This is a genomic window from Vibrio sp. NFR, from assembly GCF_027587095.1.
Taxonomy (GTDB): domain Bacteria; phylum Pseudomonadota; class Gammaproteobacteria; order Enterobacterales; family Vibrionaceae; genus Vibrio; species Vibrio harveyi.
In genome coordinates this window covers 45,176-68,814 of record NZ_JAPPTN010000008.1, presented here as the reverse complement: position 1 = coordinate 68,814, position 23,639 = coordinate 45,176, and the positions used below count along the sequence as shown (strand labels likewise).

Here is a 23,639-nt window from a genome sequence, read left to right as displayed (position 1 = left end):
GCCCATTTAAATACAGCGAAATGGGCTCTTTGTTTTCGGAAGAATGTTCATAGTCGAGGCTTAATTACTATAAGACAATGACTACGGGTTCTTCTGATTCTGCGATTGGCTCTCGCGTAGGATGTGAATATTCCGAGTTTTGAGTAAAGTCATCAGGACTGTTGCCATTTAAAGCGGCACACTCTTCGTCGGTAAGCCATCCAATAAACTCCGAATCTTGATCGAAGCACACTTCTTTGGGCGTAAACGCCGCAGACTGAAATGATAAAAGCATCAAAAGTGACGCAAAAAAGAGTTTTGACATGATTAAATATTCAACCAATTGTTTATTAATAGACGGATAATTATAATTATTGTGATGTTCGTTCACATTTTTCCGGCTGAAATGATATTGATTGGTTATTTTATTGTCAATGTAACTGAATAAATATTTGCGATAACTATCAATAACTTTTATCGTTCGCCAAGTACTTCGAACTCGTCATAGGTCAGACGAGAAAGACCGTCAGCTTGGATCTCCCATAGTTCTTTATGCACCACACCAAACGCTTTGTTCATGGTCCAATCGGACGTCAGAATGTAACCTTGTTCGCTATCTTGTTCCCATTTCGTGTTGGTGTAGTCCACGCTGTTAAAACCTTGGTCCATGATGTTTTGCCAGAATGCTTGAATTGCTTCACGACCTTCAAATGTACCAAAAGGTTTGGCAACCATGATTGCATCTTCGGCGTATTGTGCTGCGCATCCTGCAGCGTCCTGATTATTAAAAGCGATTTGCCATGCTGAAATGCCTGCTTGAGCGCGTTCTAAAACTGATTGAGTCATCCTGAAATTCCTGTGTTTGGTGTTTGTTTATGTGGCAATCATAGAGGTAGAATTGAATTAGAAAAACAAACGAATAAGAACGGAATGTTCTGATAAATAGAACAATGAGGAAAAGTGATGAATAAGCTGCGTTTGATGTCTCTATTCGTTCATATTGTAGAGTGTGGGTCGATCTCCAAAGCCGCAGAGAAGTTAGAACTTTCTAAATCTGTACTGAGCTCTGCACTCAAACAACTTGAGGGGGAGTTGGATACGTGTTTACTTAAACGCACGACCAGAAAGCAAACGTTGACACCCTCTGGTGAGCGCTTTTATCAGCAGTGCGCGCAAATGACGAAGCAAGCGGAAGAGGCGTGGCTAGAAGCAGCAGAGTTGAAGCAAACCCCAGTGGGAGTGATCACCGTGACGGCTCCCAACGCATTAATGCGCTCGATCGTATTACCTGCCTTAACGGCTGCTTTTGCCGATTACCCCAATGCGCATTTAAATTTGATCAGTGATGATAAACATGTCGATATCATTCAGCAGAATATTGACCTTGCAATCCGAGTTGGAGCGTCTGGTGATTCAAACATTAAACAGCGGAAAGTTGGGCAGTTTTGTGACGTATTGTGCCGCGCGAGAGGGGAGCAATCTGACATTGAAGATGCTTCTTATATCGCTCAACATTGGCAGGTCGAACCCATTGTTCATACGTTCTTTTTGGAGAAACAAGACCACCAAGTTCAATACCCAGTGAAGCATCGAGCGAACAGCGTGTTTGATGTGGTGAGTCTTTTAGAGATGGGATTGGGCTTTGGGGTTGTTCCTGATTTTATTCTGGACTCGAATCCACTCCTTGAACCAGTACCTAATGCACAAGCCTCAAAAGTGAATCCAATTTACGTATTACATCCTTATCATGCTCATGTGCCGATGTCTGTGACATTAGCGATTCAAGCAATTGAAGAACGTATTGAGCAAGTGATTACATGCAGAAGCTAAGAGTTTGACTCCATCAGAATTGAGAATGTAAGGAGCATTAATCCGCTGCATTTTTATTCGGGATCAATCTTCATCATTATTTCACCCCACGTTCAAAATCCCTCGTCTACACTGTTTGATGAGTTGTCAGTTGGCAGACCAAGGAGGTAGCCATGATTGCAGTTCATCGAGAGTATTGTTTATCGAATAGCCCAGATTTACACGCCCATGTTGAAGTCAATCCCGTCGGCAAATTGGAAGTCGAAATTGTCGAACTTCAAGAGCACCATACCACCGAGTTTGATGATCTTTCTTTTGAAAGCAGCGGTGCTCAAACTCGTATTTGTGGTAAAGAAGATACGGTCCCATGGCAGTTTAATCTTGCTAAGACCGATGCGTTAGAGCTTTCCCATTTAGTGGATGAAGCGAATGAAGAGTACGAGATCTTAATGAGTGATCTTATGTAACGCGGTTGTTTTTGGGGCAATAAAAAACCTCCCAGTGGGAGGTTTTCGCGTTTATTGAGCGTCTTCTTTCGGAAGGTGAAGTTCTTGAACATTTTCTTCGTTGAAGTCGTCCGCGTACCCTTTTGGTGGTGGAGTCCAACCACGTTCGGAACGCGAAAGCTTATCGTGACGATCCTTCTGCATTTCCTCTGCCATTTTTTCTTCTAGATGAATAAATAGCTGACGGAAGTTATTGTCGTAACGTTCGCCTTCCGAATCATCTGCCCACGCTTCATAAAGCATGTCGGACTTACGATCTTCTACTCGTTTGTAAGTCGCTTTTTGTTGCTCAACGAAGAACGGATGAATCCCTAAAGACTTCATCACATGACCGCCCATTTCTAAAGCGGAGTGGTATGTTTCGGATTCAATGATGTCAGCACCCGCCTGTCGAAGCAGATAACCGTGACCACGGTCGAAAGCGCGCGCGATCACTTTCACTTTCGGATAGGTGTGCTTAACGTATTTGACCAATTCAACACTCGCTTCTTGGTTATCTATGGCAACCACAAGTGCTGCTGCGTGCTCAATGCCTGCTGTGTGCAACATATCTGGGCGCATAGCATCACCAAAGTAAGCGCGTGTGCCGATTTGGCGCATGTTATCTACTTGGCTTGCTTGGTGGTCTAATACGACCGTTTGAACGCCGTTAGAAACCAACAAGCGATTGATGATCTGACCAAAACGACCGATGCCTGCAATGATGACTGTGCCTTGTTCTTCAATGGTGTCACTTTCACGCTCATTCGATTCACTCTCGAAGCGAGGAAGAATAACCTTGTCGAATAAGATAAATAAGCCGGGTGTTAGGAACATAGAGATCGCAACGACTAATGCCAGTGTTTGCGAAAGTTCGAACGGAATGACGTGGTTTTGAACTGAGAAGCTCAGCAATACGAAGCCAAATTCACCCGCTTGCGCCAAGCTCAAGGTAAACAACCAACGGTTGCTGCCTTTGATACGGAAGATAAAAGCAAGGATAAAGAGAATCGCCGCTTTCAGGACCATTACGCCAAGCGTCAAGCCGATGATCAAACCAAAGTCGCTGAACAGCACAGAGAAGTCGATGCCAGCACCGACGGTAATGAAAAACAGACCAAGCAAGAGCCCTTTGAATGGCTCTATGTTTGATTCTAACTCGTGGCGGAATTCACTGTTCGCCAATACTACGCCTGCTAGGAAAGTGCCTAGAGCAGGGGAGAGACCGACTAGGCTCATTAACGCAGCGATACCGATCACTAGCATCAATGCTGTAGCAGTAAAGATTTCACGTAATCCCGAGCTTGCGACATAGCGGAACAGTGGACGACTTAAGAAATGCCCACCAACGACTACGATAGCGATGGAAGCCGTAATGACCATGCCGTACGCCCAGCCAGGAAGTCCAGCAACTAAGCTGAGCTCTTCGTGATGCTCCGCCGCAGATTGCGCTGCAGACTGTGCCTGCTCAACAAGTTCAGGGAGTGCCAATAGTGGAATGAATGCCAACATTGGAATAACGGCAATATCTTGGAAAAGCAGTACCGAGAATGCGTTTTGACCCCCTTCGGTTTTAGTTAACCCTTTTTCGCTAAAGGTTTGCAAAACAATCGCCGTGGATGAAAGCGCAAAAATCAGACCGATCGCTAATGCAATCGTCCATGGCTGACCAAAGTAAAGCGCAATCGCCATGATCAGTGCTGCTGTACCACCAACTTGGAGTCCACCTAAGCCCATTAAGCGATTACGCATCGCCCAGAGCATTTTGGGTTCAAGCTCCAAACCAACGAGGAACAGCATCATCACTACGCCAAATTCAGCAAAGTGTTGAATTGTCGTTGTTTCTTCACCAACTAAACCAATGATTGGACCAATAACCACACCGGCGATGAGATACCCAAGCACCGAGCCTAAGCCTAAACGTTTTGCTAAAGGAACGGCTATGACGGCGGCAATAAGGTAAACAAAGGCTTGTAAGAATATCCCTGTCATGATGCTTCCTTAATTAGTTGTGGTAGTGCGCTATTAAGCTTAATAAGCGAAGCGGCGGCTTCAATGTCTAGCGTGTCGCTAACTAACGCATTGAGCAGTGTTCTGTAGCGTTCAACATGCTGATCGATTCGGTTTTCTTCTTGTGCAGTACGAGAACCAAATAGCGCGAGTGGTGCGATGTAATTCATCCCCGTGAGTGCTGACATTTGCTCGATTGGAGCAAGCAGCTCTCGAATGGTGAAATGGTTATAACCTTCAGCTTTGTACGCTTCCTCTTTACCGCCAGCAGATAACACGCAAAGTAGGGTTTTGCCATGAAGCTCTGTGCCTTCAGAGCCATAAGCAAAGCCATATTCCAACACGAGATCTTGCCACTCTTTTAAAATGGCTGGTGTGGAGTACCAGTACAATGGGAATTGAAAGATCACCACATCGTGGTCACGCAATCGCTGCTGTTCGCGGTCAATGTTGATATTGAAGTGCGGGTATTCTGCGTAGAGATCGACACAGGTCACGCCTTCAACGGTATTAGCTGCTTTAAAAAGAGGAGCATTCACTTCAGAGCGATGCTGGGAAGGATGCGCAAAGAGAATGAGGACTTTTTTATTTATCATGAGGATCCTTGCTAAGCGTCTAAACTATTTTTGCTATAAGAATGAAAGACTTTTAATTGCTGTAACAAACTGTAACTCATAAACCTTATCCTATCTACTTTAGGGATAGAACATCGAAAAGTTTAAAATCACTTTCAACGAAATGAAGATAATCTTAATTCGCGAAAGTGATACTTTTTCTATATGCAGTAAAGCGATTACACGAAGATTTTTCCGTGCATGTAAAGCACACCATCGCCCGAGACTTTTACCTGCTCTGCTTTAACCTCACAATGAAGAATGCCTCCGCGTGTGGAAGCTTGATACGCCACGAGAGAGGTTTTTCCTAGTTCTTCTGCCCACAAAGGTGCCAAGCCGGCATGAATTGATCCAGTTACTGGATCTTCATCACCGCCGTTAGCTGGCCAAAAGTAGCGTGAAACGAAATCATGCTCTTCTCCTTTTGCTGTGACGACAACATCATAAGGAGCAAGTGTTTTAAGCTGTTCGGATTGATATTGAACCTCGAGTATTTCGTCTTGGTTTTCGAGCACTACAAAGTACGCTTGTGGGCTCAATAACACGCGCTCTACTTTGCAGTTTAAGCCTTCAATCAGTGCTTGTGGAATATCGGAAATAGGTTGAGGGATTCGTAAAGGGAAGGTCATTTCGATCTTACCCAATGCGTTTTTTTCTACGCTGAGTGTTCCCACTTCTAACGTATGAAACTCGATTTTTTCCTGTACGCCTAATTTCTCAAACAACACCAGTGAAGCGGCGAGAGTGGCGTGACCACAGAAATCGATTTCTGTCATTGGCGAGAACCAGCGAATCTCATATTGGTTTTCACCGACGGACTTGAGAAAAGCAGTTTCAGAAAGGTTATTTTCAGTAGCAATGCTCTGCATGAGGTCTGGGGTTAACCATTCTTTTAATGGGACGACTGCAGCAGAGTTACCTTTAAACTGAGTGTCAGTAAATGCGTCGACGATATAAATATCTAATTCCATCCGTTCTTCCTTGTTCATTGGTAATGAGCTAACCAGATCAGTCTGTACTCGGTGTCGAGAAGCATTTAAGTGATGCTTTAACTTAAAGTGTCAAAAATTGGCTTAAACTGATTTAGTGTGATACTTATTGAAAGGTTGCTATTTCTATTCGGGAATACACTAACTCCGAACTTAAGAAATAGGAACATTATCATGAAAGCAATGACTAAATCTGTATTGGCACTCAGTTTACTTACCATTGGTTCGGCTCAAGCGTTTGAGCTGTCGAGTAAAGATATTCAAGAAGGTCACCCAATGGCGAAGACTTTTGAATACAACAGTTGGGGATGTGATGGTGGAAACCATTCACCACAATTAATGTGGAAAGATGCACCGGCTGGTACAAAGAGCTTTGCTATCACGGCGTACGACCCAGATGCGCCAACAGGTAGTGGCTTTTGGCATTGGATTGCATTCAATATCCCGGCGTCGGTAAGTGAGTTACCTCGTGATGTTAATATTGCTAAATTGGGTGGTAAAGAATCTCGCATCGATTATGGAACGGTTGGTTTCGGTGGCGCATGCCCTCCAGAAGCTGACGGCATGCACCGTTACCAATTTACGGTTTGGGCACTGCCAACAGATAAACTGAATTTAGATGAAAATACACCAGCAGCTGTGGTTGGTTTCACACTGAATAGCATGGCGTTAGACAAAGCTAAGCTGACGGCGACTTACACCCGCTAAAGTGCAGCAGAAATTAGGGCGAGGGGAATCGATGAGCCACCAATATCAAGTCACGTTGTTTCGTGCAGAGCAGTTACAAAAACTGCGTAATGTGAGGATTCATTCCCCTAGTATTGTGCAGATCATCACGGGCAGTAAGCGTTTATTTTGGAAAGAGTCGGCACTGGATCTCTCTCATTCTGAATTACTGTTGTGTGAAGCCTCTGCATCGCTGAGCTTTGAGAACTTGCCACAGAAAGGAAAGTTCCTTTCGCGTATGTTCAGTTTCCACTGTTTGCCAACAGAGACCATGCTTGAACTTAGTATGAGCATTGGTGGAGAAGGCGAACAACCGACACTGTTGGCGGATAAAGCATTGGAAGATACGTTAAACGCCCTGTTTTCATTTGACCAGCAGTCGATGAGTCAAGAAACCCAGACCTTCTGGGTGATGGGGTTGTATCAACAACTCGCGGAACGAGGTGTTTTGCACCACTTGTTTGCCAGCGCCAATACCACATTCAGTCAAAAATTAAGCCGTTACTTATCACATTCACCTGGCGAAGAGCACTCACTAGAAGGGGTCGCTGAGCGCTTTGCAATGAGCCGAGCAACCATGATCAGAAAGCTCAAGCAAGAGGGAACGCAATACCGAGAAGTTCTCGCGGAAGTACGCTTAAATCATGCTCTGTATTTAATGCAAAACGGTCACTACAACGTTGCCATGTTGGCACAATTGTGTGGTTACCAATCCGAAGGACGCTTTAGCCAACGCTTCAAAGGGAAGTTTGGGCTTACTCCAAGCGATTACATCAAAACGGTTGTTGTGAACTAAATCCGACGACAACATTCAGGTCACTTGAACCCTTGTTGCGGTGGGAGCGGGGTTAAATCGGTTGTAGCGAGTTCTGTTAAGAGTTGCTGAAGTAACTGTGCTGCGTGAACGTTCGCCCTGACTTTATCGGTGTCATTCAGCTTGCTGCTGTTTTCTTCATTCAAGTATTTAATCGTTTCTTGGGAAAGCTTGAGAACAGCATGCCACTTCAGTTTTTTATATTCTAAATTCATACCCAAACTCCTTTTGAATCTTCAATTTAGAACATTGTTTAACCCTCAAGTTAGCATATTAGAATTTGTTGAGCGCGTTATGCCTATTAACACAAACAAAAAACGCCTTTCACATTTATGAAAGGCGTTTTTGAGCGATGATTACGAGTTGTTATTTATAGTATTTCTGCTTCATTTTAAGCGCAACGTTCACCAGAGCAATCAATACGGGTACCTCGATAAGCGGACCAATTACACCTGCAAACGCTTGATCTGAGTTCAGACCGAATACTGCAATGGAAACTGCAATAGCAAGTTCGAAGTTGTTACCCGTTGCGGTGAAGGCAATTGATGCGTTCTTGTCGTAATCGATACCCATTTTCTTACCAACGAAGAAACTCACGAAGAACATCAATACGAAGTAGATTGCGAGCGGAATGGCCACTCGGAATACGTCCATTGGCAGTTCTAGAATCATTTCGCCTTTCAAGCTGAACATCAGCACGATCGTCGCCAGAAGGGCAATCAAAGTAATTGGTGAAATGCGCGGAATAAATACCTCGTTGTACCATTGTTCACCTTTCGCTGCGACCAGCCATTTGCGGCTTAGGAAGCCTGCTAAAAATGGAATACCGAGGTAAATTAGCACGCTTTCAGCGATGTCCATCATTGAGATATCAACCACGAAACCTTCGTAACCAAAGACAGGTGGCAAAACAGTAATGAATAGCCATGCCATCACACTGTAAGTCACGATTTGGAATGCACTGTTCAACGCAACCAAAGCTGCACCGTATTCTTTGTTACCGCCGCCAATGTCGTTCCACACCAATACCATCGCGATACAGCGAGCAAGACCGATAAGAATAATGCCGACCATGTACCCCGGATGATCACCTAGGAAAGTCAATGCAAGGATGAACATCAAAATAGGGCCGACAATCCAGTTCATGACCAAGGACAGCGTGATGGCTTTTTTGTCTTTAGTCACCGTGCCTAGTAGGTTGTAGTTCACTTTTGCGAGTGGTGGGTACATCATCAAAATCAAACCAATCGCTAACGGTACGTTTGTACTGCCAACAGACATTGACTCGTTCCACTCTGCAACTTGAGGGAATGCAGCGCCAATACCTACACCGATTGCCATTGCCACAAAAATCCAAACTGTTAGGTAACGGTCCAAGAAGCTCATTTTGTCGCTGGCACTATTTAAAACTTGAGTAGTCATAGTGTTCTCTTATTCGTTTATCGTCGAAAGGCGATAGTTAAAGGTATAGTTTATCTTTGTGCGCCGTACCAGCACACAAAGACAATTAGTTAAATAGTTTGGAAAAATCTAGATTGAATTGATCAAACGCGTCGCGCTGAATGCGGTAGCAAACCTTAGGAGGATTTGGCTCTGCACTGATAAAGCCAGCCTGCTTAAGAATGCGTAAATGCTCTGAAACGGTAGATTGTGCAAGACCAAGCTCAGAGACCAAATCACTGTTTAGGCAACCGCCCATGGTATCAAGCGTATGCAGAATATGAAGGATGCGCAAACGAGCGGGATGTGACAGCGCCTTAGCTTGAGCCGCTAACGCTTGTTCCTTCTCAAGTTGCTGCTGTGTGGTCTCAAAAGCTACGCCGCAAGTCGTGTTGCATTTATCACTCATTGACAAGCCTTAATAGTTAATCGTCGAATTGCGATAAAGTGTACGCCTGCTCTATGTAAGATGCAACAATTCAATGGAAATTTAATCGGGAAATCACGATAAAGAAAAAGTTTAAGAAATATTTCCTTCAAAAACAGAGTTATATGAAAAATCTTAGTAGGTTACTAAAAGTTAACTAATTGCATTGTAGTTCTAGGTTACCATAATAAACCGCATGAGGCGCACCACGGTTATCGCGTCATCTTGTGAACTTATTTAAAGGTAATCCCATGAGCAATGTACTGATCATCAATGCACACGAGCCATCTCCATACTCTGAAGGTCGTCTAAACGCTTCTCTTGTCGACAAAGCACAGACGCTTCTACAAGCAAAAGACCATGAGGTTCGCGTTGTGACAATGCAAGATGAAATCAACGTAGAGGAGCAACTCGCGCACTTTGAATGGGCTGATCGAGTGATCATCCAAAGCCCAATAAACTGGATGTCTGTGCCTTGGTCATTCAAAAAATACATGGATGACGTGTTTACTGCTGGCATGGGGGGCGCGCTATGTGCTTTCGATGGACGTAGTGCAGAATACCCAAAGAAAAACTACGGTACGGGTGGTACTCAAACAAACAGCAAATACATGCTGTCACTGACATTCAATGCACCAAAAGAATCGTTTGATGATGAGAACGAATACTTATTCCAAGGTAAAAGTGTGGACGATTTAATGCTTCATATGCACGCTAACTTCCGCTTCTTTGGTATGGGTGCACTACCGACTTTTGCTTGCTATGACGTAATGAAAAATGGCGACATTGAAAATGATTTTGCTCGTTTCGAAGCGCATATAAACGAAAACTTCTAATTATCCTAGAATAATTGATGAATTAAGGTGGACTGCTATATGCGGTCCATTTTTATTTGTTTGCGGCGAGGGAATGTTTTTATTACTCTAAAGCACGAAATGTAACTAACGTACTTTTCGTTACCTAGATTAGGTGCGTATCTTGAGGTGAATCGTGGAAAGTAGAATCAGTGTGGATAACAAAGGTCGCAAGTCTGTGGCGAATGTGTGCTCAGAGCCGTGTGCTATTGAAAAAGGGATGCGCTTAATTGGTGGCAAATGGAAAGGTTCTCTGATTTATCACTTGAAAGATGGTCCAGTTCGTTTCAATGATTTAGCGCGAATGCTTGGCGGTGCCAGTAAGAAGATGATTGACCAACGTTTAAAAGAGTTGGAAGCCGAAGGCATGGTAGTACGCCAAGTTATCAGTGACCGCCCAATAGCAGTCAGTTACGAGCTGACCGAATTTGGGCGTACGGCACTTAAGATCCTTGATGATTTGCGAATTTGGTCTGAAACACACCAAATTGAGTTACGAAAGTAATAGCCGAATAGTGGTTTAGCACTACGAATTCACCGTTTAAGCCAATAAAAATGCCAGCGTATTGCTGGCATTTTTTATGTCTGATTGTTGTCTAGCGAGAGGTGTTTAGTAATCTAACGTACCTCGGATAGGGTAGTTATTATCTGGATTACGGATCCAAGCTAAACCACGTGATAACGCCCCAAGTTCTGGTCGAACAAACGGGTTGTTTGAGATATCGACGACATGCAAGTTGCCATGTTCATTCACCACAAACAAACCGGGTTCTGCGAAATTGTGGTCGGTCTCTTGTTCTGAACGCGGTATGGAAATGTACAGACCCAACGTTTTCATTTGCTCTTCGGTGAGTCCGTAAGCAATAGGGAAGCTGATTTCGAGTTTCTCTAGGTGTCCTTCTAGCTGCTCTTTTGAATCGCCTGAAACTGCAAGAATATCAACGCCCGCTTCCGCGAAAGCTTGTTTGTATCCCTCTAACTCGTTGAGGTATTTGGTACACAGAGGACAGTGCTTACCACGATAAACGAATACAGCTTGCCAAGTCGCATCACCTTGCGGCTGACCTAATGTCACGCTTGAACCATCTAGCAAAGTTGCTTGAAGAAAAGGGAAATTGTCGCCCGCTTTAAGTTTTACTGAAGTTGCCATATTGACTCCTGAATCGGTCATTATCCATGAACCTCCTTTCTCAATAGCAGCTATTGGGTTGGAGATTTAAGCTTCAATGTAGACCCTGTTTCGAAGCATTTCAACTAGTTAACTTTTAGTAACCTAGTCGGAAATGGCAAGAATAAAAGATGGAAAAAGAAAAAGCAGAACTTAAAGATACAACGAAGTGGGGGTGTGGTATCAGGAGCTAAGTTCTGCTTGGTGTTGTTCTTTCCGTTATGACCAATTAAACAATTCGATCATGTAAGTCAGAGCTAAAACTTCAAGTTTGTTTTCTGATTGCGCTACGCGCTTTTGGAAATAAGCTGCCATGGTAGGCAACGTTTCAGTCGATTGAGTTGTGCTTCTACATCGCATGACATTTCCTCCTTGTTGCTGATGAGTTCAGTATGCAAAGAAAAGAGGAGCTGAAAAAGAGAGTAGATTTCTGGTGTTTATTCCTAATTAGGTGCGGGAAGTGCGCTAAATCACCAATTTTTATTATCAGGGGAACAAAAAGAGGAACAAAGTGATAGGAAGTTTTCTTATTTTCTACGGATGAAGTTGAGTAAAATAAACTTATACCCACTTATTGAGGGCGCTCGGTGTCTGATCTCAACTTGTTTCGTTATTACCAACGGCTTACTCCACTTGGCATTGGTGGTGAAGTCAAAACCACATTGCAGGAAGTTGCTGACTTGCTGTTTACTTCTCCTCGCCATGCACGCAGCTTGCTGTCTCAAATGCAGGAGCAAGAATGGTTGAGTTGGCAACCAAAAGCAGGGCGAAATCAACGTTCGACGCTTCTGTTAAATATTGAGCTGAGTGCACTAAAGGAAAGCCTCGCACTGGAGCGGATCAAACGAGGGAAATATGAAAAAGCGCTAGCGATCCTTGATGAAGACGAGGCGGCATTTGGTCGACTACTCAAGACCACATCAGGTGCATCCGTTCAAGAAGGTCGACTCAATATTCAGCTCACTTATAAACGCATGTTTGAACGTATTGTCCCGCACCAATTGCACCGCAGCAGTGAACGCTTTTTCTTGCGCCAAATTTATTGCTGCTTGGTATCGAGTGACTACTACGGTGTGGTGAAGCCAGAGCTGGCACACCATTGGCGATATGATGAGAAAAGCTATGAGTGGACGTTTTATCTCCGTCCGGGGCTAACATTCCACAATGGCACACCGATAAATGCCGATACAGTCGTTAGTCTTTTTGCCAAACTCAGTTCACTCGAACTGTATGAAAAAGAACTTGCCCATGTGGCAAACATTACTGCGCCAAATCCTCTAAAAGTGGTCTTTACCCTTAGTAAACCAGACTTGGGGTTTGCAGGGCTAATCTCTGGTGTGAAATATGGCATTCAACCCGTTAGCCAAGTCAACGTTGCCAACAACAACTTGGTCGTTGGTAGTGGCCCGTTCTCTGTGATTGAGCACAGTGCTCATCGGTTAAAGCTGCAGGCGTTCGATGGTTATTACGCATGTCGAGTACTGACTGATATGGTGACGATCTGGATCGTCAATGACGAGAAGATGGAAAACCCATCCTTAGCCGCAAATCCCCCTCAAAAGCAGGTGGAAAAAGTCAGAGATGAGCTTTCTGAGAGCATGTGTGGGCATTATATGTCGACCCAAGATGCAGAGTCTGCACCTGCAAGCCAACATAGTCGTACAGAGGATGGATGTTTGTTCGCTCTGTTTAATCAGCATGCTAGGCATCCGCTTTCTCAGAGTCAACGTCGCTATATTGCAGAGTTAATCCAACCGGAGCGACTTACGGAGGTCATGCGCAAAGAAAATATTGTGTTTGGAAGCGTGCCTGCTTACAACTTGCTACCAAACTGGAAGCCTGTATTACGTCCGTTTGGTGAAGAGAGCAAACTACCAAAAAACATCACCATTGCCGGCTATAACTATACGGCATTGCGTCGATGCGCGCGTGCAATCGCGAGTCGTTTAGAGGGAACGGGAAGTAAGGTTGATATCGTCATGTACACCTACCGAGAGTTAAGTGAAAAAGCTCGAAATGGTACCCTTGATGAGACGTTAGTGATCACCAATATCAACTTGGATGACAATCGCCACGCTTCGGCGTTTACTAACTTTTTCAGCAACGTCGTATTACATCACACCTTGGGAGAAGAGAATGCCGAATGGTTGAATGAGCAACTAGAGAATGTACGTGGCTATACGGCGTTAGAGGATTATCTCAAAGCGTTAGAGCCGATCGCCTCAACACTGGTCAGTGAGTATTGGATAGCGCCTATGTTCCATCATACGCAAACTTTACGCTTTCAAGGTGTTCTAGAAGACGTTGCCCTAACCAACTGGGGCTGGCCGGATATTCGCTCGGTGTGGTCGGCAGATTAAAGTAAAAAAATCCCACCAATGTGCTTTGCTCGACACTGGTGGGTATGGTCAAAAGTCTTGGTGATGGAGTGGACCATGAATATTAACGGTAACGGTCTGCTCGTCTTCGAAAAGCGTCATCGAAGTGGAGCGTGACAAGGTGGTTATTGCTGACCACTGACAAAATCAGCGCAAACCTAGGTTAGGAGCGTGCTTACTGGATAACAGAAAGCTGCTATCCAATAAGCTGTCAGTTCATTTTGCCAATCAGTTAAAGGCGCGAGCTAAGGTGCCCTGACCTTGGCAAACGTATTTCACTGAGTTGCTGCAGACGAATACCGATTCACCCGCTTTCAAAGTGATGTGATCGTCTTGGCTAGAAACCGAGATTTCCCCTTCGATACAAAACAAAATCTCTGCGCTACGTACGAATTGAGTCGGTGCAGTGCCTTCAACTGCCATCACTTCAAAACCGAAATCATCCACCGGAATTGGGTAACTAAGCTTACCTTGTTTATGTACTGGCGCGAGCTTGATCTGCTCTGGGTCAATCGCGTTGAAGATGGTGTTGTCGATAAGCTCAGGAACGTCGATGTACTTCGGAGTTAAGCCAGCGCGCAACACGTTGTCTGAGTTCGCCATGATCTCCAAACCTGTCCCTTGAACGTAGGCGTGTGGCGTTTCAGCATGGAGGAACATTGCTTCGCCCGGAGCCAGTTCAATCGTATTCAGCATCAATGGCGAAAACAGACCAATATCGTCCGCGTAATGCTGACGGAAGTCTTGAATATAACCGTAAGCTTCTCGTGCCATAGCGGTTTTCGCCGGGCGCTCTAGGATTGCGTAAAGCTCATTCAACGCCTGTTGTTTGCGCTCGCCTTCTAACGACATAATTGCAGAGAAGAACACTTTAAGACCTTCACTGTTTGGTGTCGCTTTCAGTGCGTTGATTTCAGTCTCTAGAGCAGTGATGTTCGCTTGTTCAAACAGAGATAAGATCTGCTCAATTGGGCGGAAGCCGTTCATCGCTTTGTAAAATGTCAGCGCATAAACCAACTCCGGTTTATGGTTTGGATCTTTGTAGTTACGGTTTGCAGCATTAAGTGGAATGCCTTGTTCGTTTTCACGAGCAAAGCCCATTTCTGCTTTGTGCTTACTAGGGTGTACTTGGATAGACAGCGGTGTTTCAGCTGCCAGTACTTTGAATAGGAACGGCAGTTCACCAAAACGTGCTGCGGTGTAATCACCCAGCGATTGCGTTTTGTTTTGGTTGATGACTTCTGACAGCAGTTGTTTGGTGTCAGCAAGCTTTGAACAGCCGTTTGGATGAGCACCCATCCAGATTTCTGCTTGTGGCTCGTTTGCTGGATTGTCGATGCCGAATAAATCATGAATCGAGGTGTGGCTGCCCCAAGCGTAGTTTTGAATTACATTGTCCAGTTTGAATAGAGCGTGTTGCATGGCGATATTCTCTTGATTGGAACGAAAGAAGAGGAGAGGCTTGCTCCACGATGAGAGCAAGCCTGAGTCGGTTTGGACGGGTTATCTAGTTGATGACCTTATCCTGAGAACCGGATTAGAACTTCACTTGGAAAGATTTAACCTGACACGGTTTCAGCGTACCGAACGATGCAGTGTCCACTTCATTTAGTAGCACTTTCTCGTCTAGCTGTGTTTCTTTCCATGACGTTACTTCTGAAGTAAACGCCACTGTGTCGTTAATCACTTCGCTCTCTGATGGGTTGTAGACGCGTAGGATGAGTGCATCCTCGTCTTCCGCCTTCTTCAGCACGCTCAGTACCGCACCCTCTAGCGATTTGTTTAGCAAGCTGTGCGTTAGCGGTAGGTTTTGTTCGCCTACGTTCAGCTTCATCGCGTTGTAAGGGATTTTGTTGTAGCACTGGATTGGAGTCACGTTGTCACGCGCCGCTGCCATTACGTTTGCTTCGATGTGGTTGCCCGCGAAACCGAATAGTGCGAACTCACAAACGATCTTGCCGCGTACTTGTGAATCTGGCGTCGGGATCTTGATACCAGATGGACGACCCGGACGAAGCAACAGCTCTTCTTTACCCAACACGCCGATACCACGCAGAAGGGTTAGGGCGAATGTGTCACGCTCTTCATTGCCTTGGCTTGAAATCACTTCAAACTCACGCAGACCGTTGCTCATTAGCGCCATACCACCTTGTGCGTTTTCAACCGCAGCAAAGTTCATTAGCTGGTAAACCGGCACTGGTGCTTCTTTCCAGCCGTCTGCTTCCCAGTTCGCCATTTCTGGATCGTTCGTTGGACGAGTGATCAAACCGAACTGGTTGTCCGCTACCACGGTTTCAGACACAAACGGTGTTGGTACTAATACGCGAACGCGGTGGTCGTCTGCTTGGTTGTCTAGCTCCATGCGAACTTCAATACGGCGTGTACCTTGTTTTAGAACCACTTGGCAGTTCACGTCTAGGTAACCGTTTTGACCTGTACGCTCTTCACGTTGTTGTAGGTTCTCTGGCAAGTTCATACGCAGTTTGATGGTTGCGACAGATTGGAAGCCTTCGTGCTTCACATTCACTTCAGCGTCGAATTCGTCTGAGTACAGCAGCCACTCTTTACGAGAAGGTGAGTAGTCGTATTCGTCGCCATCGTCAGAGCCGTCTTCAATGCGCAGCGCTTGTTCGTAAAGGTACTCTGTCTCTTTGTCGAAGATGTTCAGAGTGCCGTTTGCGTTTATGTTGATGCGGTAGAATTCGTTCTCAAGAAGGAACTCTTTCTGCTCAGCCACTTTTTGCGTGCCTTTCTCATTCGCTTGAATGTGTAGGGTAGTGAAGCCCATCGCTGGCACAGTGTGCTTGATTTGAATGTCGTATTCGATGAACGGGTCGTAGTTACCGTAGTGAACGATTTGACGGTCAATCTTACCTGGGTCGATTACGCGTTGATCTTGGATGAAGTATTCAACTGGCGTGCCGTTTTCATCAAACAGGTTGAACTGTTCTGCACGGATAGTGATGGTGGTGTTTACCACTTCTTCACGAGCGTATGGCGATAGGTTGAATAGTGCTAGCTTGTCGCAACCTTCGCGTGCAGGCATGTGGTCAACAATCTTACGTTTGTAGAAGTTGATCAGGTTGGTCGCCATGTCGTCAGCAAGGATGTAACGGTTCAAGATCTCTGCGTGTACTTTGTCTGAACAGCAGCAGCCAATCGAGTCGTGAGCGTGGTTCTTCATGCTCTCTTTCCACATCTTCTCGATTAGACCGTGGTGGTATTCGAAACCTAGTGTCCATGCGATAGACGCTAATGGCTCAAGGATGTTTACGATCTTGTTTTCTACTTCTGCGTGGATCAGTTTGATGTCCATACGCGTTGAAGAAATAGTACGGTGAACACGCATGTATTTACCGTCGTTGAACTCGCCTTTGATGGTATCAAGCTGATCGCGCTCGGCTTCAATACGCTCGAACACTTCTTCAAAGCGGCTCATTTTGAATTCTTTGTCTGGGTAGATTTCACGTAGCTTATCCATCACCTCGAAGATGTCTTTTTGGATAGGCATTTGGTCGTGACCGTTTGGTAGCAGGATGTCTTTGGTTACCGACGGTTTTTCTAGCACTGGGAAGTATTTATCTAGACGTGCGCGCAGACCTTCTTCGTCTTGCGGTAGGTATTTACCAATCGCGTAGCCCAGTGGCAGAACTTGCGCAGAGACTTCGCTGCCATCGTTTGATTGCCACAAGAACTCGGTTTTATCTGTGCCGTGACGCTCTGAACAACCACGCCAGAACATAGCGCGATTGATGCCAAAACCGTTGTAGATAGCTGGCAGCTGAGAGCTCATAGAGAATGAATCTGGTAGGTAACCAATCTTCATTGGCTCGCCTAGCGCTAGACAGTCACGCAATCCGTAAAGCATGTTACGTACAATCGATTCGCCAGATACTTGCATCGTATCCGTTTGAGAGTACCAAGGACCAACAATCAGTTTGCCTGCTTGTACTAGCTCACGTACGCGCTCTTTATTTTCTGGCTTGATTGCGAAGTAATCTTCCAGAACTGCGGTTTGACCGTCTAGAACGTAGTATTTGTAGTCTGGATCGTTTTCCAGACGAGTCATGATTTCTTCCATGTTGTTCACTAGCAGAATGCGAGACTCTTCTGTAGTGAAGTACCATTCACGATCCCAGTGCATGTGAGGAGTAATATGAACGCGAGATGTAGTCATAACTTTTACCGTCTTAGGCAATAATTGCCGTTAATTTGTTTTAAATTTGATTGTTTTCTATTCGTTTTTGCGGCGTTTATGCTTGCCGACGAATATTTAGGGCGCAGAAATCCCACGCCCAAAGTTTGTGTTGAGCGAATCTATATACCCAAGTGATTTCAAACTGCAGGATTCAGAGCGTTGTCATTGATTCGAGTTCAAGGAAAACAATGCAGTGTAATAGCTCTCTATTTCCAAATTGTTTGAAGCAGAAATCGGGTCAATGACACGCTCCCAAAGGGCGAGTTGCCTTGGCATGTATACTTTGTTGCCGATTTTTGATTTAGACCCACTAGACCTTCAAATCGCCGCCGCGTCTACAAACCAAGTCATTCTCGCTGAACCAAGCAGCTTGAAGTTACTTGGGTATAAATAATTCGGGTTATGGCTGAGCAGCAGCCTCAGTGACAAATTTGCCCTTTTTTACTGCGTGTGCTCGCCACATGATGAGAGTGATGGTCGAGATAGTTGCACCAATCAGCGCAGCGCCAAACCAGATTGCCGCAGCGGTGAATGCGCCTAGACCTGCATCGTGTAGTAGGAAGATTGAGAAGATACCTGCCCCCGGAGTCGATAGACCTACGCCAGCAGCACCCACCATTGCGCCTGTTACGACAGAGCCAAGTAAGAATGAGCCAATGACGCGGATTGGATCTTCGATAGCCATTGGAATCGCACCTTCAGTGATACCCGCTAGACCAAGCAACCACGTTGATTTACCCGTCTCGATTTCGAAATCTTTAAACAGGCGAGGTGCAAGCATGGTTGAAGCCGTTACTGTGAACGCAGAGACCATTTTCACCGAACCGAAGATAGCGTATGGGCCGTAAACGCCGTTCGCCATTGCACCCAAACAGAATGCGTAAGCGGCTTTGTTTACTGGACCACCAAGGTCGAACGATACGAATAAACCAATTACTGCGCCTAGAAGTAGGGCGTTGGTGCCAGACATGCCGTTTAGCCAGTCCGTCAAACCTTGGTTTAGCCAAGCAACAGGTTTACCGATAACGAACAGCATCAATGAACCAGCAACCAAAGTACCGATAACCGGGTATAGGTAGAAGGTTAGGAAGCCGTTGAACGCAGGGTTTAGACGTACGTTTTCTTTTACCCAACGCATGACGTAACCGGCAATCAAGCCACCGACAACACCACCAAGGAAGCCAGAGCCGATAAGGTTCGCAGCGATACCTGCGGCAAAACCTGGACCAAGTGCTGGTTTATCTGCCAATGAGTAAGCGGTGTATGCCGCCAGTACAGGAACCATCAATGTACCCAGTAGACCACCACCTAGCTTGCGGTACATCCACAGCCAAGAGCCTTCTTCTGCATACAAATCTTGTAGGTTGAACATTTGTGCCAATAGCACGGCAACAGCAAGTACGGTACCGCCAGCGACGATAAGAGGAACGGCGTAAGAGATACCTGATAGCAGTGCTTGTTTCAGTTCAGTCTTAAGCGGTAGCTTCTTCGGTTTGTCATTGGTTGCAACCGCAGCGCCTGCGCTTCGACCTGCTTTACCTGCTTCAATCGCTTCGTTAAGAATGCGCTCAGAGTGTTTGATTGGTTCCGCAACTGGCACTTCTACACGAGGAATGCCTTCAAAACGTTCAAGTTCTTTGATCGCCACTTCTGCCGCGAAAACGACTGCCGTTGCACTGTTTAGCTGTTCGGCAGTCAGACGATCTTCAATACCGTTCGCACCTTGCTTTTCAACATGTACGTTGTAACCCAGCTTCTTACCTGTCTTCTCTAGGTATTCTGCTGCCATGTAGGTGTGGGCAATACCCGCAGGGCAAGCAGTCACACAAACGATGGTTGGTGCATTTGTATCTAATTGGTCTTGTTTTTCTTCTTGCTCTGTTTGACCATCAAGCAAAGCGAAAATTTGTTCTACATTTGTAGCATTTAGCACTGCCTCGCGAACATCGTCATCCACTAGGGTTGTGGTCAGTTCGGTCAACAGGTGCATGTGTGTTGAACCTGCTTCCGCATTTGGAATTGCGATTAAGAAGATCAGGTTTACGTCTTCGTCTTCATCCAGACCTTGCCACTTTAAGTCTTGCTTTAGTGTGGCTACGGCAAATGCCGCCTCTTTTACTGCATCTGTCTTACCGTGCGGTACTGCTAAGCCTTCGCCTAGCGCCGTCGGACCTTGCTCTTCGCGAGCAAACACTGCTTGTAGGTATTCTTCCTTGTTATGCAGTTTGCCTTCCTGGTTTAGCTGGTCGGCAAGTGCACGAATCGCTGCGTCACGACTTTCAAACGTCGTTTGTAGGTTTATCAGCGATGGGTTTGTAAGAGAGGTTAATTTCATAACTTTTGTCCCATTGTCACATTCGACATTGTTGTGCATTCAACAATGATGTGAATAATACCTTTTAAATACAAATGATCCGTGATCAGGATCGCAGTTGAATTAAAATATGTATTATTGTTGTATTGTTTTGGCTTGTTTTTGTATGCCGATATGCGAACAAGTGCTTGTCATGTTGACCTGAATTCGTATTATAGAGTCTATAAACCAAGTCTTTCTTGCAATGATAGTTCACTCTGGTGTGTTCGGTTCTTGAGTTGTCTCAAACAAGCTCACTTGAACGATCATTTGTATTGTTTTTATAGAGGTAAACATGGCAAGACTGCCAATGTATCGCCAGATTGCGGATGCGATTCGTGAAAAGATCAGCGATGGCGAATACGAAGTAGGAACCGCTCTTCCTACCGAAGCCCAGTTACGCGAGGAATTCTCTTGTAGCCGAGTCACGGTTCGCCAAGCGTTAAAATTGCTGATTGAAAATGGTGAACTGGAAAGCGTGCAGGGTAGTGGTACCTATGTGAAAGAGAACAAGGTTAACTACGATATTTACCAGCAGACCAGCTTTGCAGAGAAGTGGGCACATTTAAATGCGGTGACGCACAGTGACGTGGTTGCGTTCGAGATCACCAAAGCGTCGTTAACTATGGCTGAAGCTCTGAACATTAATGAGGACGACAAAATCTTTTACGTGAAGCGTGTTCGTTATCTTGATAACAACCCAATTACAGTAGAAGAAACCTGGCTACCAACAGAGATGTTCCCTGATCTCACCTACCAAGTGATGCAAGGCTCTAAGTATCACTTTATCGAGAAAGAGAAGGGCATGGTGATTGATCGCAGCGAACAAGAAATCATCCCGGTATTGCCGCCGCAAGACATTGCAGACTTGTTAGACATCGACCCAGCACAACCGATCATTGAGAAGCGCACACGTGGTTTCTTACAAGGTGATGTGGTGTTTGAATACAGCCGCAACTATTTTAAATCGACCGACTATAAGTTTACGCTGGTGGCGAAACGTCATAAGTCGTAAGTGCGATACAACTCACTTCTTCTCAAACCCGCCACTCGGCGGGTTTTCTGTATCTGCTATTCACTATCTACTTGCTATTCATTATTTGCTGAAACTAAGCAACGTTTCGATTTCTTTTCGCAAACAAGTGTGATGATTGTCCCTGTTCGAAACGTGTTGGCACCGAATCAGTGGAAAATGAAGTTTGAATTTAATCACGATAAATAGTGAGTCAAGAGTCGTAATGTGATCAAGTTATATTATTGGTAAATTTTAGAAATGTTTGGATTGGTGCGTGGGTTCAAACTATGCCTATTGACATGTTGCTTAAAGAAAATTTGTTGCTAATTTTCTTTGTCTATTTTTGAACTACGTTGATTAAAACAAATTGACAGCTATTTAATTGTGATTTGTTGCACAAAAGGAGCGTGGTTGCGTGGTTTAGCTACTCTTATTGATAATTAACCCATCGAAACCGAACTGTTGATAGGGTTTAAAAATGCTGTATGAATTAATCGACCACGAACTAGTAGATGTTATTAATGACCGCGCTTACCAATGGCAAGACGCAGTTAAAAAGACAACGCAATACCTAGAAGACAAAGGTTACGTTTCTCAGCAATACGCGGATGCCATCATCCAATCGACCGAAGAAAATGGTCCTTACTATGTGTTGTGCCCAGGACTGGCAATGCCACATGCTCGTCCAGAAACCGGTGTGCTAAAAACGGGCTTGGGCATTCATATCTTCCCTTCACCAGTTGATTTTGGTTCGGACCTTGGTCCTGCCAATATTCTTATTACCCTAGCTGCAAAAGACTCTGATACCCACATTGAGGTGATTCAAGCGTTAAGCGAGATGTTTGTGGACGAAGAGAACATTGCGAAGCTGGCACAAGCCTCATCTAAGGAGCAAGTGCTAGACATAATAAAAGCATACTAAAAAGGAATATAACGTGAAACCAAACATGCGAGCCAATGTGCAAGCCTTCGGGGGTCATTTGACCGCCATGGTGCTGCCAAATATCGGAGCCTTTATCGCTTGGGGCTTTATTACTGCACTCTTTATTCCAACGGGTTGGATGCCAAACGAAGCATTTGGTGAACTTGTTGGTCCAATGATCACTTACTTATTGCCGCTGTTAATTGGATATACGGGCGGTCAGATTGTTGGTGACAAACGCGGAGCGGTTGCTGGTGCCATCGGTACCATGGGCGTTATTGTTGGTGCTGACATTCCAATGTTTGTCGGCGCAATGATTATGGGTCCGCTCAGTGCTTGGGTTGTGGTGCAAATGGATAAACGAATCCAACATCGCATCCCTTCGGGCTTTGAGATGGTGGTGAACAACTTCTCATTGGGTATTGTGGGCATGATTTTATGTCTATTCGCCTATGAGATTGTTGGTCCTGCAGTAACGGCGGCTAACTTATTCGTTAAATCGGGCATTGAAGCTTTGGTTGCAACGGGATTCCTTCCTTTGCTTGCGATCATCAATGAACCAGCGAAAGTGCTGTTCCTTAACAATGCCATCGACCAAGGGATTTACTACCCGTTAGGTCTGCAGGCAGCAGCTGAAACAGGCAAATCTATCTTCTTTATGGTGGCATCTAACCCAGGTCCGGGTCTTGGTATGCTGTTGGCTTACGCGAAGTTTGGTCAAGGTCTGTCTAAACGTTCTGCGCCAAGTGCCATCATCATTCACTTCTTTGGTGGTATTCACGAGCTGTACTTCCCGTACGTGCTAATGAAGCCAATTATGATTGTGGCAATGATTGCAGGTGCGGCGACTGGTATCGCAACCTTCAACCTACTGGATGCAGGTTTGGTAGCAGGTCCAAGTCCAGGCTCAATCTTCTCTTACCTAGCTCTTACTCCAAAAGGCAGTTTCCTAGCGACCATCGCAGGTGTCACAACAGCAACAATAGTTTCCTTCCTTGTCGCAAGTGCGATTCTGAAGATGAGCAAAGCAGAAAACAAAGAAGACGAGTTTGAACAGTCTGTCTCTGAGATGAAAGACATGAAAGCGGAAGGTGCAATTAAACCTGCAACGCAACAAGTAAACAAACCAATTTCATTTGTCGCATTTGCTTGTGACGCTGGTATGGGCTCAAGCGCAATGGGGGCTTCAACCTTCAAGCGCAAGTTAGTACAAGCCGGGATTGATATTGAAGTGAAGAACTTTGCCATCGAAAAAGTGCCAAGTGAGGCCGACATTGTCGTGACACACGAAAGTTTAGAAAGCCGCGCAGTAAACGCAACAGGCTTGCCTGTCGTGACAATTAAGAACTTCCTTAATGACCCAGCGCTTGACGAGCTGATGGATAAGATTAAGCAACAAACGGTCGCGACTGAGCAACCAGCCTAACAATGCAGTATGGGGCGGAACCTACCGCCCCA

General features: G+C 45.3%; 23 protein-coding genes. 10 read left to right on the top strand and 13 right to left on the bottom strand.

Translation table 11 applies throughout. The annotated features are described in order from the left end of the window. Positions 1–67 precede the first annotated feature (67 nt). Positions 68–304 carry a hypothetical protein gene (locus OH463_RS16030; protein ID WP_005452502.1) on the bottom strand — a complete coding sequence of 79 codons (237 nt, stop codon included), beginning with the start codon at positions 302–304 and terminating at the stop codon, positions 68–70. A gap of 149 nt (positions 305–453) precedes the next feature. Beyond that, positions 454–825 carry a YybH family protein gene (locus tag OH463_RS16025; RefSeq protein ID WP_009696409.1) on the bottom strand — a complete coding sequence of 124 codons (372 nt, stop codon included), beginning with the start codon at positions 823–825 and terminating at the stop codon, positions 454–456. A 117-nt stretch (positions 826–942) separates the two neighbouring features. Between OH463_RS16025 and OH463_RS16020 the strand changes: the two genes are divergently transcribed. After that, positions 943–1,809 (top strand): LysR family transcriptional regulator, encoded by an 867-nt coding sequence (locus OH463_RS16020; RefSeq protein ID WP_269991575.1) that lies wholly within the window; start codon positions 943–945, stop codon positions 1,807–1,809. Between the two features lie 152 nt (positions 1,810–1,961). Continuing rightward, a complete protein-coding gene (locus OH463_RS16015) occupies positions 1,962–2,255 on the top strand; it encodes a hypothetical protein (RefSeq protein ID WP_005452495.1) in 294 nt (97 codons plus the stop codon). 51 nt (positions 2,256–2,306) lie between these two features. Here the strand turns inward: OH463_RS16015 and OH463_RS16010 are convergent, their stop codons facing one another. The 3 genes from OH463_RS16010 to OH463_RS16000 all read right to left on the bottom strand — a co-directional run bounded on the left by OH463_RS16010 (position 2,307) and on the right by OH463_RS16000 (position 5,868). Next, complete coding sequence (locus OH463_RS16010) at positions 2,307–4,265, bottom strand: monovalent cation:proton antiporter-2 (CPA2) family protein (RefSeq protein ID WP_005452494.1); 1,959 nt, start codon at positions 4,263–4,265, stop codon at positions 2,307–2,309. Further along, positions 4,262–4,879, bottom strand: a complete 618-nt coding sequence (locus OH463_RS16005) for an NAD(P)H-dependent oxidoreductase (RefSeq protein WP_269991574.1) — start codon at positions 4,877–4,879, stop codon at positions 4,262–4,264. The genes OH463_RS16010 and OH463_RS16005 overlap by 4 nt, the downstream gene beginning before the upstream one ends. A gap of 197 nt (positions 4,880–5,076) precedes the next feature. Then, entirely contained in the window at positions 5,077–5,868 is a 792-nt protein-coding gene (locus OH463_RS16000; protein ID WP_269991573.1) for a PhzF family phenazine biosynthesis protein, read from the bottom strand. A 192-nt stretch (positions 5,869–6,060) separates the two neighbouring features. Here OH463_RS16000 and OH463_RS15995 point away from each other — a divergent pair, with 192 nt between their 5' ends. Continuing rightward, positions 6,061–6,594, top strand: coding sequence for a YbhB/YbcL family Raf kinase inhibitor-like protein (locus OH463_RS15995; protein WP_005452491.1), 534 nt, complete (start codon positions 6,061–6,063; stop codon positions 6,592–6,594). Between the two features lie 31 nt (positions 6,595–6,625). Beyond that, positions 6,626–7,408: a helix-turn-helix transcriptional regulator gene (locus tag OH463_RS15990; protein WP_017190784.1), complete on the top strand. Its 783-nt coding sequence runs from the start codon at positions 6,626–6,628 to the stop codon at positions 7,406–7,408. Between the two features lie 20 nt (positions 7,409–7,428). On the opposite strand, the gene OH463_RS15985 is transcribed toward OH463_RS15990, so the two are convergent. From OH463_RS15985 to OH463_RS15975, 3 genes are all read right to left on the bottom strand, one after another. Beyond that, on the bottom strand, positions 7,429–7,641 hold the full coding sequence (locus tag OH463_RS15985; RefSeq protein ID WP_005452486.1) for a hypothetical protein: 213 nt from the start codon (positions 7,639–7,641) through the stop codon (positions 7,429–7,431). Positions 7,642–7,792: 151 nt separating this feature from the next. Next, positions 7,793–8,848, bottom strand: a complete 1,056-nt coding sequence (gene arsB / locus OH463_RS15980; RefSeq protein WP_005425129.1) for an ACR3 family arsenite efflux transporter — start codon at positions 8,846–8,848, stop codon at positions 7,793–7,795. 85 nt (positions 8,849–8,933) lie between these two features. After that, the gene (locus tag OH463_RS15975) at positions 8,934–9,275 is read right to left on the bottom strand and encodes an ArsR/SmtB family transcription factor (RefSeq protein WP_005452482.1); all 342 of its coding nucleotides are present in this window, start codon (positions 9,273–9,275) and stop codon (positions 8,934–8,936) included. A gap of 269 nt (positions 9,276–9,544) precedes the next feature. On the opposite strand from OH463_RS15975, the gene OH463_RS15970 reads away from it, so the two are divergent. Both OH463_RS15970 and OH463_RS15965 read left to right on the top strand, forming a co-directional pair. Further along, the gene (locus OH463_RS15970) at positions 9,545–10,129 is read left to right on the top strand and encodes an NAD(P)H-dependent oxidoreductase (protein ID WP_050907281.1); all 585 of its coding nucleotides are present in this window, start codon (positions 9,545–9,547) and stop codon (positions 10,127–10,129) included. 154 nt (positions 10,130–10,283) lie between these two features. Then, positions 10,284–10,652, top strand: a complete 369-nt coding sequence (locus OH463_RS15965; RefSeq protein WP_017190783.1) for a winged helix-turn-helix transcriptional regulator — start codon at positions 10,284–10,286, stop codon at positions 10,650–10,652. Positions 10,653–10,757: 105 nt separating this feature from the next. On the opposite strand, the gene OH463_RS15960 is transcribed toward OH463_RS15965, so the two are convergent. Together OH463_RS15960 and OH463_RS15955 are read right to left on the bottom strand one after the other, a co-directional pair. After that, positions 10,758–11,297, bottom strand: a complete 540-nt coding sequence (locus OH463_RS15960; protein ID WP_269991572.1) for a redoxin domain-containing protein — start codon at positions 11,295–11,297, stop codon at positions 10,758–10,760. Positions 11,298–11,534: 237 nt separating this feature from the next. Continuing rightward, complete coding sequence (locus tag OH463_RS15955) at positions 11,535–11,675, bottom strand: hypothetical protein (protein ID WP_009696400.1); 141 nt, start codon at positions 11,673–11,675, stop codon at positions 11,535–11,537. A gap of 227 nt (positions 11,676–11,902) precedes the next feature. On the opposite strand from OH463_RS15955, the gene OH463_RS15950 reads away from it, so the two are divergent. Then, on the top strand, positions 11,903–13,675 hold the full coding sequence (locus OH463_RS15950; protein WP_017818619.1) for an SgrR family transcriptional regulator: 1,773 nt from the start codon (positions 11,903–11,905) through the stop codon (positions 13,673–13,675). A 246-nt stretch (positions 13,676–13,921) separates the two neighbouring features. Here OH463_RS15950 and manA read toward each other — a convergent pair whose 3' ends face one another. The 3 genes from manA to mngA all read right to left on the bottom strand — a co-directional run bounded on the left by manA (position 13,922) and on the right by mngA (position 20,226). Then, positions 13,922–15,115 (bottom strand): mannose-6-phosphate isomerase, class I, encoded by a 1,194-nt coding sequence (gene manA, locus OH463_RS15945; protein WP_269991571.1) that lies wholly within the window; start codon positions 15,113–15,115, stop codon positions 13,922–13,924. Between the two features lie 115 nt (positions 15,116–15,230). Beyond that, a complete protein-coding gene (gene mngB, locus OH463_RS15940) occupies positions 15,231–17,870 on the bottom strand; it encodes a mannosylglycerate hydrolase (protein WP_269991570.1) in 2,640 nt (879 codons plus the stop codon). 421 nt (positions 17,871–18,291) lie between these two features. Further along, complete coding sequence (mngA, locus tag OH463_RS15935) at positions 18,292–20,226, bottom strand: PTS 2-O-a-mannosyl-D-glycerate transporter subunit IIABC (RefSeq protein ID WP_045486799.1); 1,935 nt, start codon at positions 20,224–20,226, stop codon at positions 18,292–18,294. Between the two features lie 313 nt (positions 20,227–20,539). On the opposite strand from mngA, the gene OH463_RS15930 reads away from it, so the two are divergent. From OH463_RS15930 to OH463_RS15920, 3 genes are all read left to right on the top strand, one after another. Further along, positions 20,540–21,259, top strand: coding sequence for a GntR family transcriptional regulator (locus OH463_RS15930; protein WP_009702404.1), 720 nt, complete (start codon positions 20,540–20,542; stop codon positions 21,257–21,259). 478 nt (positions 21,260–21,737) lie between these two features. Then, positions 21,738–22,181 (top strand): PTS sugar transporter subunit IIA, encoded by a 444-nt coding sequence (locus OH463_RS15925; protein ID WP_005425097.1) that lies wholly within the window; start codon positions 21,738–21,740, stop codon positions 22,179–22,181. A 13-nt stretch (positions 22,182–22,194) separates the two neighbouring features. After that, positions 22,195–23,607, top strand: coding sequence for a PTS mannitol transporter subunit IICB (locus OH463_RS15920; RefSeq protein WP_005452449.1), 1,413 nt, complete (start codon positions 22,195–22,197; stop codon positions 23,605–23,607). Positions 23,608–23,639: the final 32 nt, after the last annotated feature.

Bases quoted from the DNA above. Each gene is read 5' to 3' on its own strand.
- OH463_RS16030 (WP_005452502.1), bottom strand. From the start codon at position 304: ATGTCAAAACTCTTTTTTGCGTCACTTTTGATGCTTTTATCATTTCAG.
- OH463_RS16025 (WP_009696409.1), bottom strand. From the start codon at position 825: ATGACTCAATCAGTTTTAGAACGCGCTCAAGCAGGCATTTCAGCATGG.
- OH463_RS16020 (WP_269991575.1), top strand. From the start codon at position 943: ATGAATAAGCTGCGTTTGATGTCTCTATTCGTTCATATTGTAGAGTGT.
- OH463_RS16015 (WP_005452495.1), top strand. From the start codon at position 1,962: ATGATTGCAGTTCATCGAGAGTATTGTTTATCGAATAGCCCAGATTTA.
- OH463_RS16010 (WP_005452494.1), bottom strand. From the start codon at position 4,265: ATGACAGGGATATTCTTACAAGCCTTTGTTTACCTTATTGCCGCCGTC.
- OH463_RS16005 (WP_269991574.1), bottom strand. From the start codon at position 4,879: ATGATAAATAAAAAAGTCCTCATTCTCTTTGCGCATCCTTCCCAGCAT.
- OH463_RS16000 (WP_269991573.1), bottom strand. From the start codon at position 5,868: ATGGAATTAGATATTTATATCGTCGACGCATTTACTGACACTCAGTTT.
- OH463_RS15995 (WP_005452491.1), top strand. From the start codon at position 6,061: ATGAAAGCAATGACTAAATCTGTATTGGCACTCAGTTTACTTACCATT.
- OH463_RS15990 (WP_017190784.1), top strand. From the start codon at position 6,626: ATGAGCCACCAATATCAAGTCACGTTGTTTCGTGCAGAGCAGTTACAA.
- OH463_RS15985 (WP_005452486.1), bottom strand. From the start codon at position 7,641: ATGAATTTAGAATATAAAAAACTGAAGTGGCATGCTGTTCTCAAGCTT.
- arsB (WP_005425129.1), bottom strand. From the start codon at position 8,848: ATGACTACTCAAGTTTTAAATAGTGCCAGCGACAAAATGAGCTTCTTG.
- OH463_RS15975 (WP_005452482.1), bottom strand. From the start codon at position 9,275: ATGAGTGATAAATGCAACACGACTTGCGGCGTAGCTTTTGAGACCACA.
- OH463_RS15970 (WP_050907281.1), top strand. From the start codon at position 9,545: ATGAGCAATGTACTGATCATCAATGCACACGAGCCATCTCCATACTCT.
- OH463_RS15960 (WP_269991572.1), bottom strand. From the start codon at position 11,297: ATGGCAACTTCAGTAAAACTTAAAGCGGGCGACAATTTCCCTTTTCTT.
- OH463_RS15955 (WP_009696400.1), bottom strand. From the start codon at position 11,675: ATGCGATGTAGAAGCACAACTCAATCGACTGAAACGTTGCCTACCATG.
- manA (WP_269991571.1), bottom strand. From the start codon at position 15,115: ATGCAACACGCTCTATTCAAACTGGACAATGTAATTCAAAACTACGCT.
- mngB (WP_269991570.1), bottom strand. From the start codon at position 17,870: ATGACTACATCTCGCGTTCATATTACTCCTCACATGCACTGGGATCGT.
- mngA (WP_045486799.1), bottom strand. From the start codon at position 20,226: ATGAAATTAACCTCTCTTACAAACCCATCGCTGATAAACCTACAAACG.
- OH463_RS15930 (WP_009702404.1), top strand. From the start codon at position 20,540: ATGGCAAGACTGCCAATGTATCGCCAGATTGCGGATGCGATTCGTGAA.
- OH463_RS15925 (WP_005425097.1), top strand. From the start codon at position 21,738: ATGCTGTATGAATTAATCGACCACGAACTAGTAGATGTTATTAATGAC.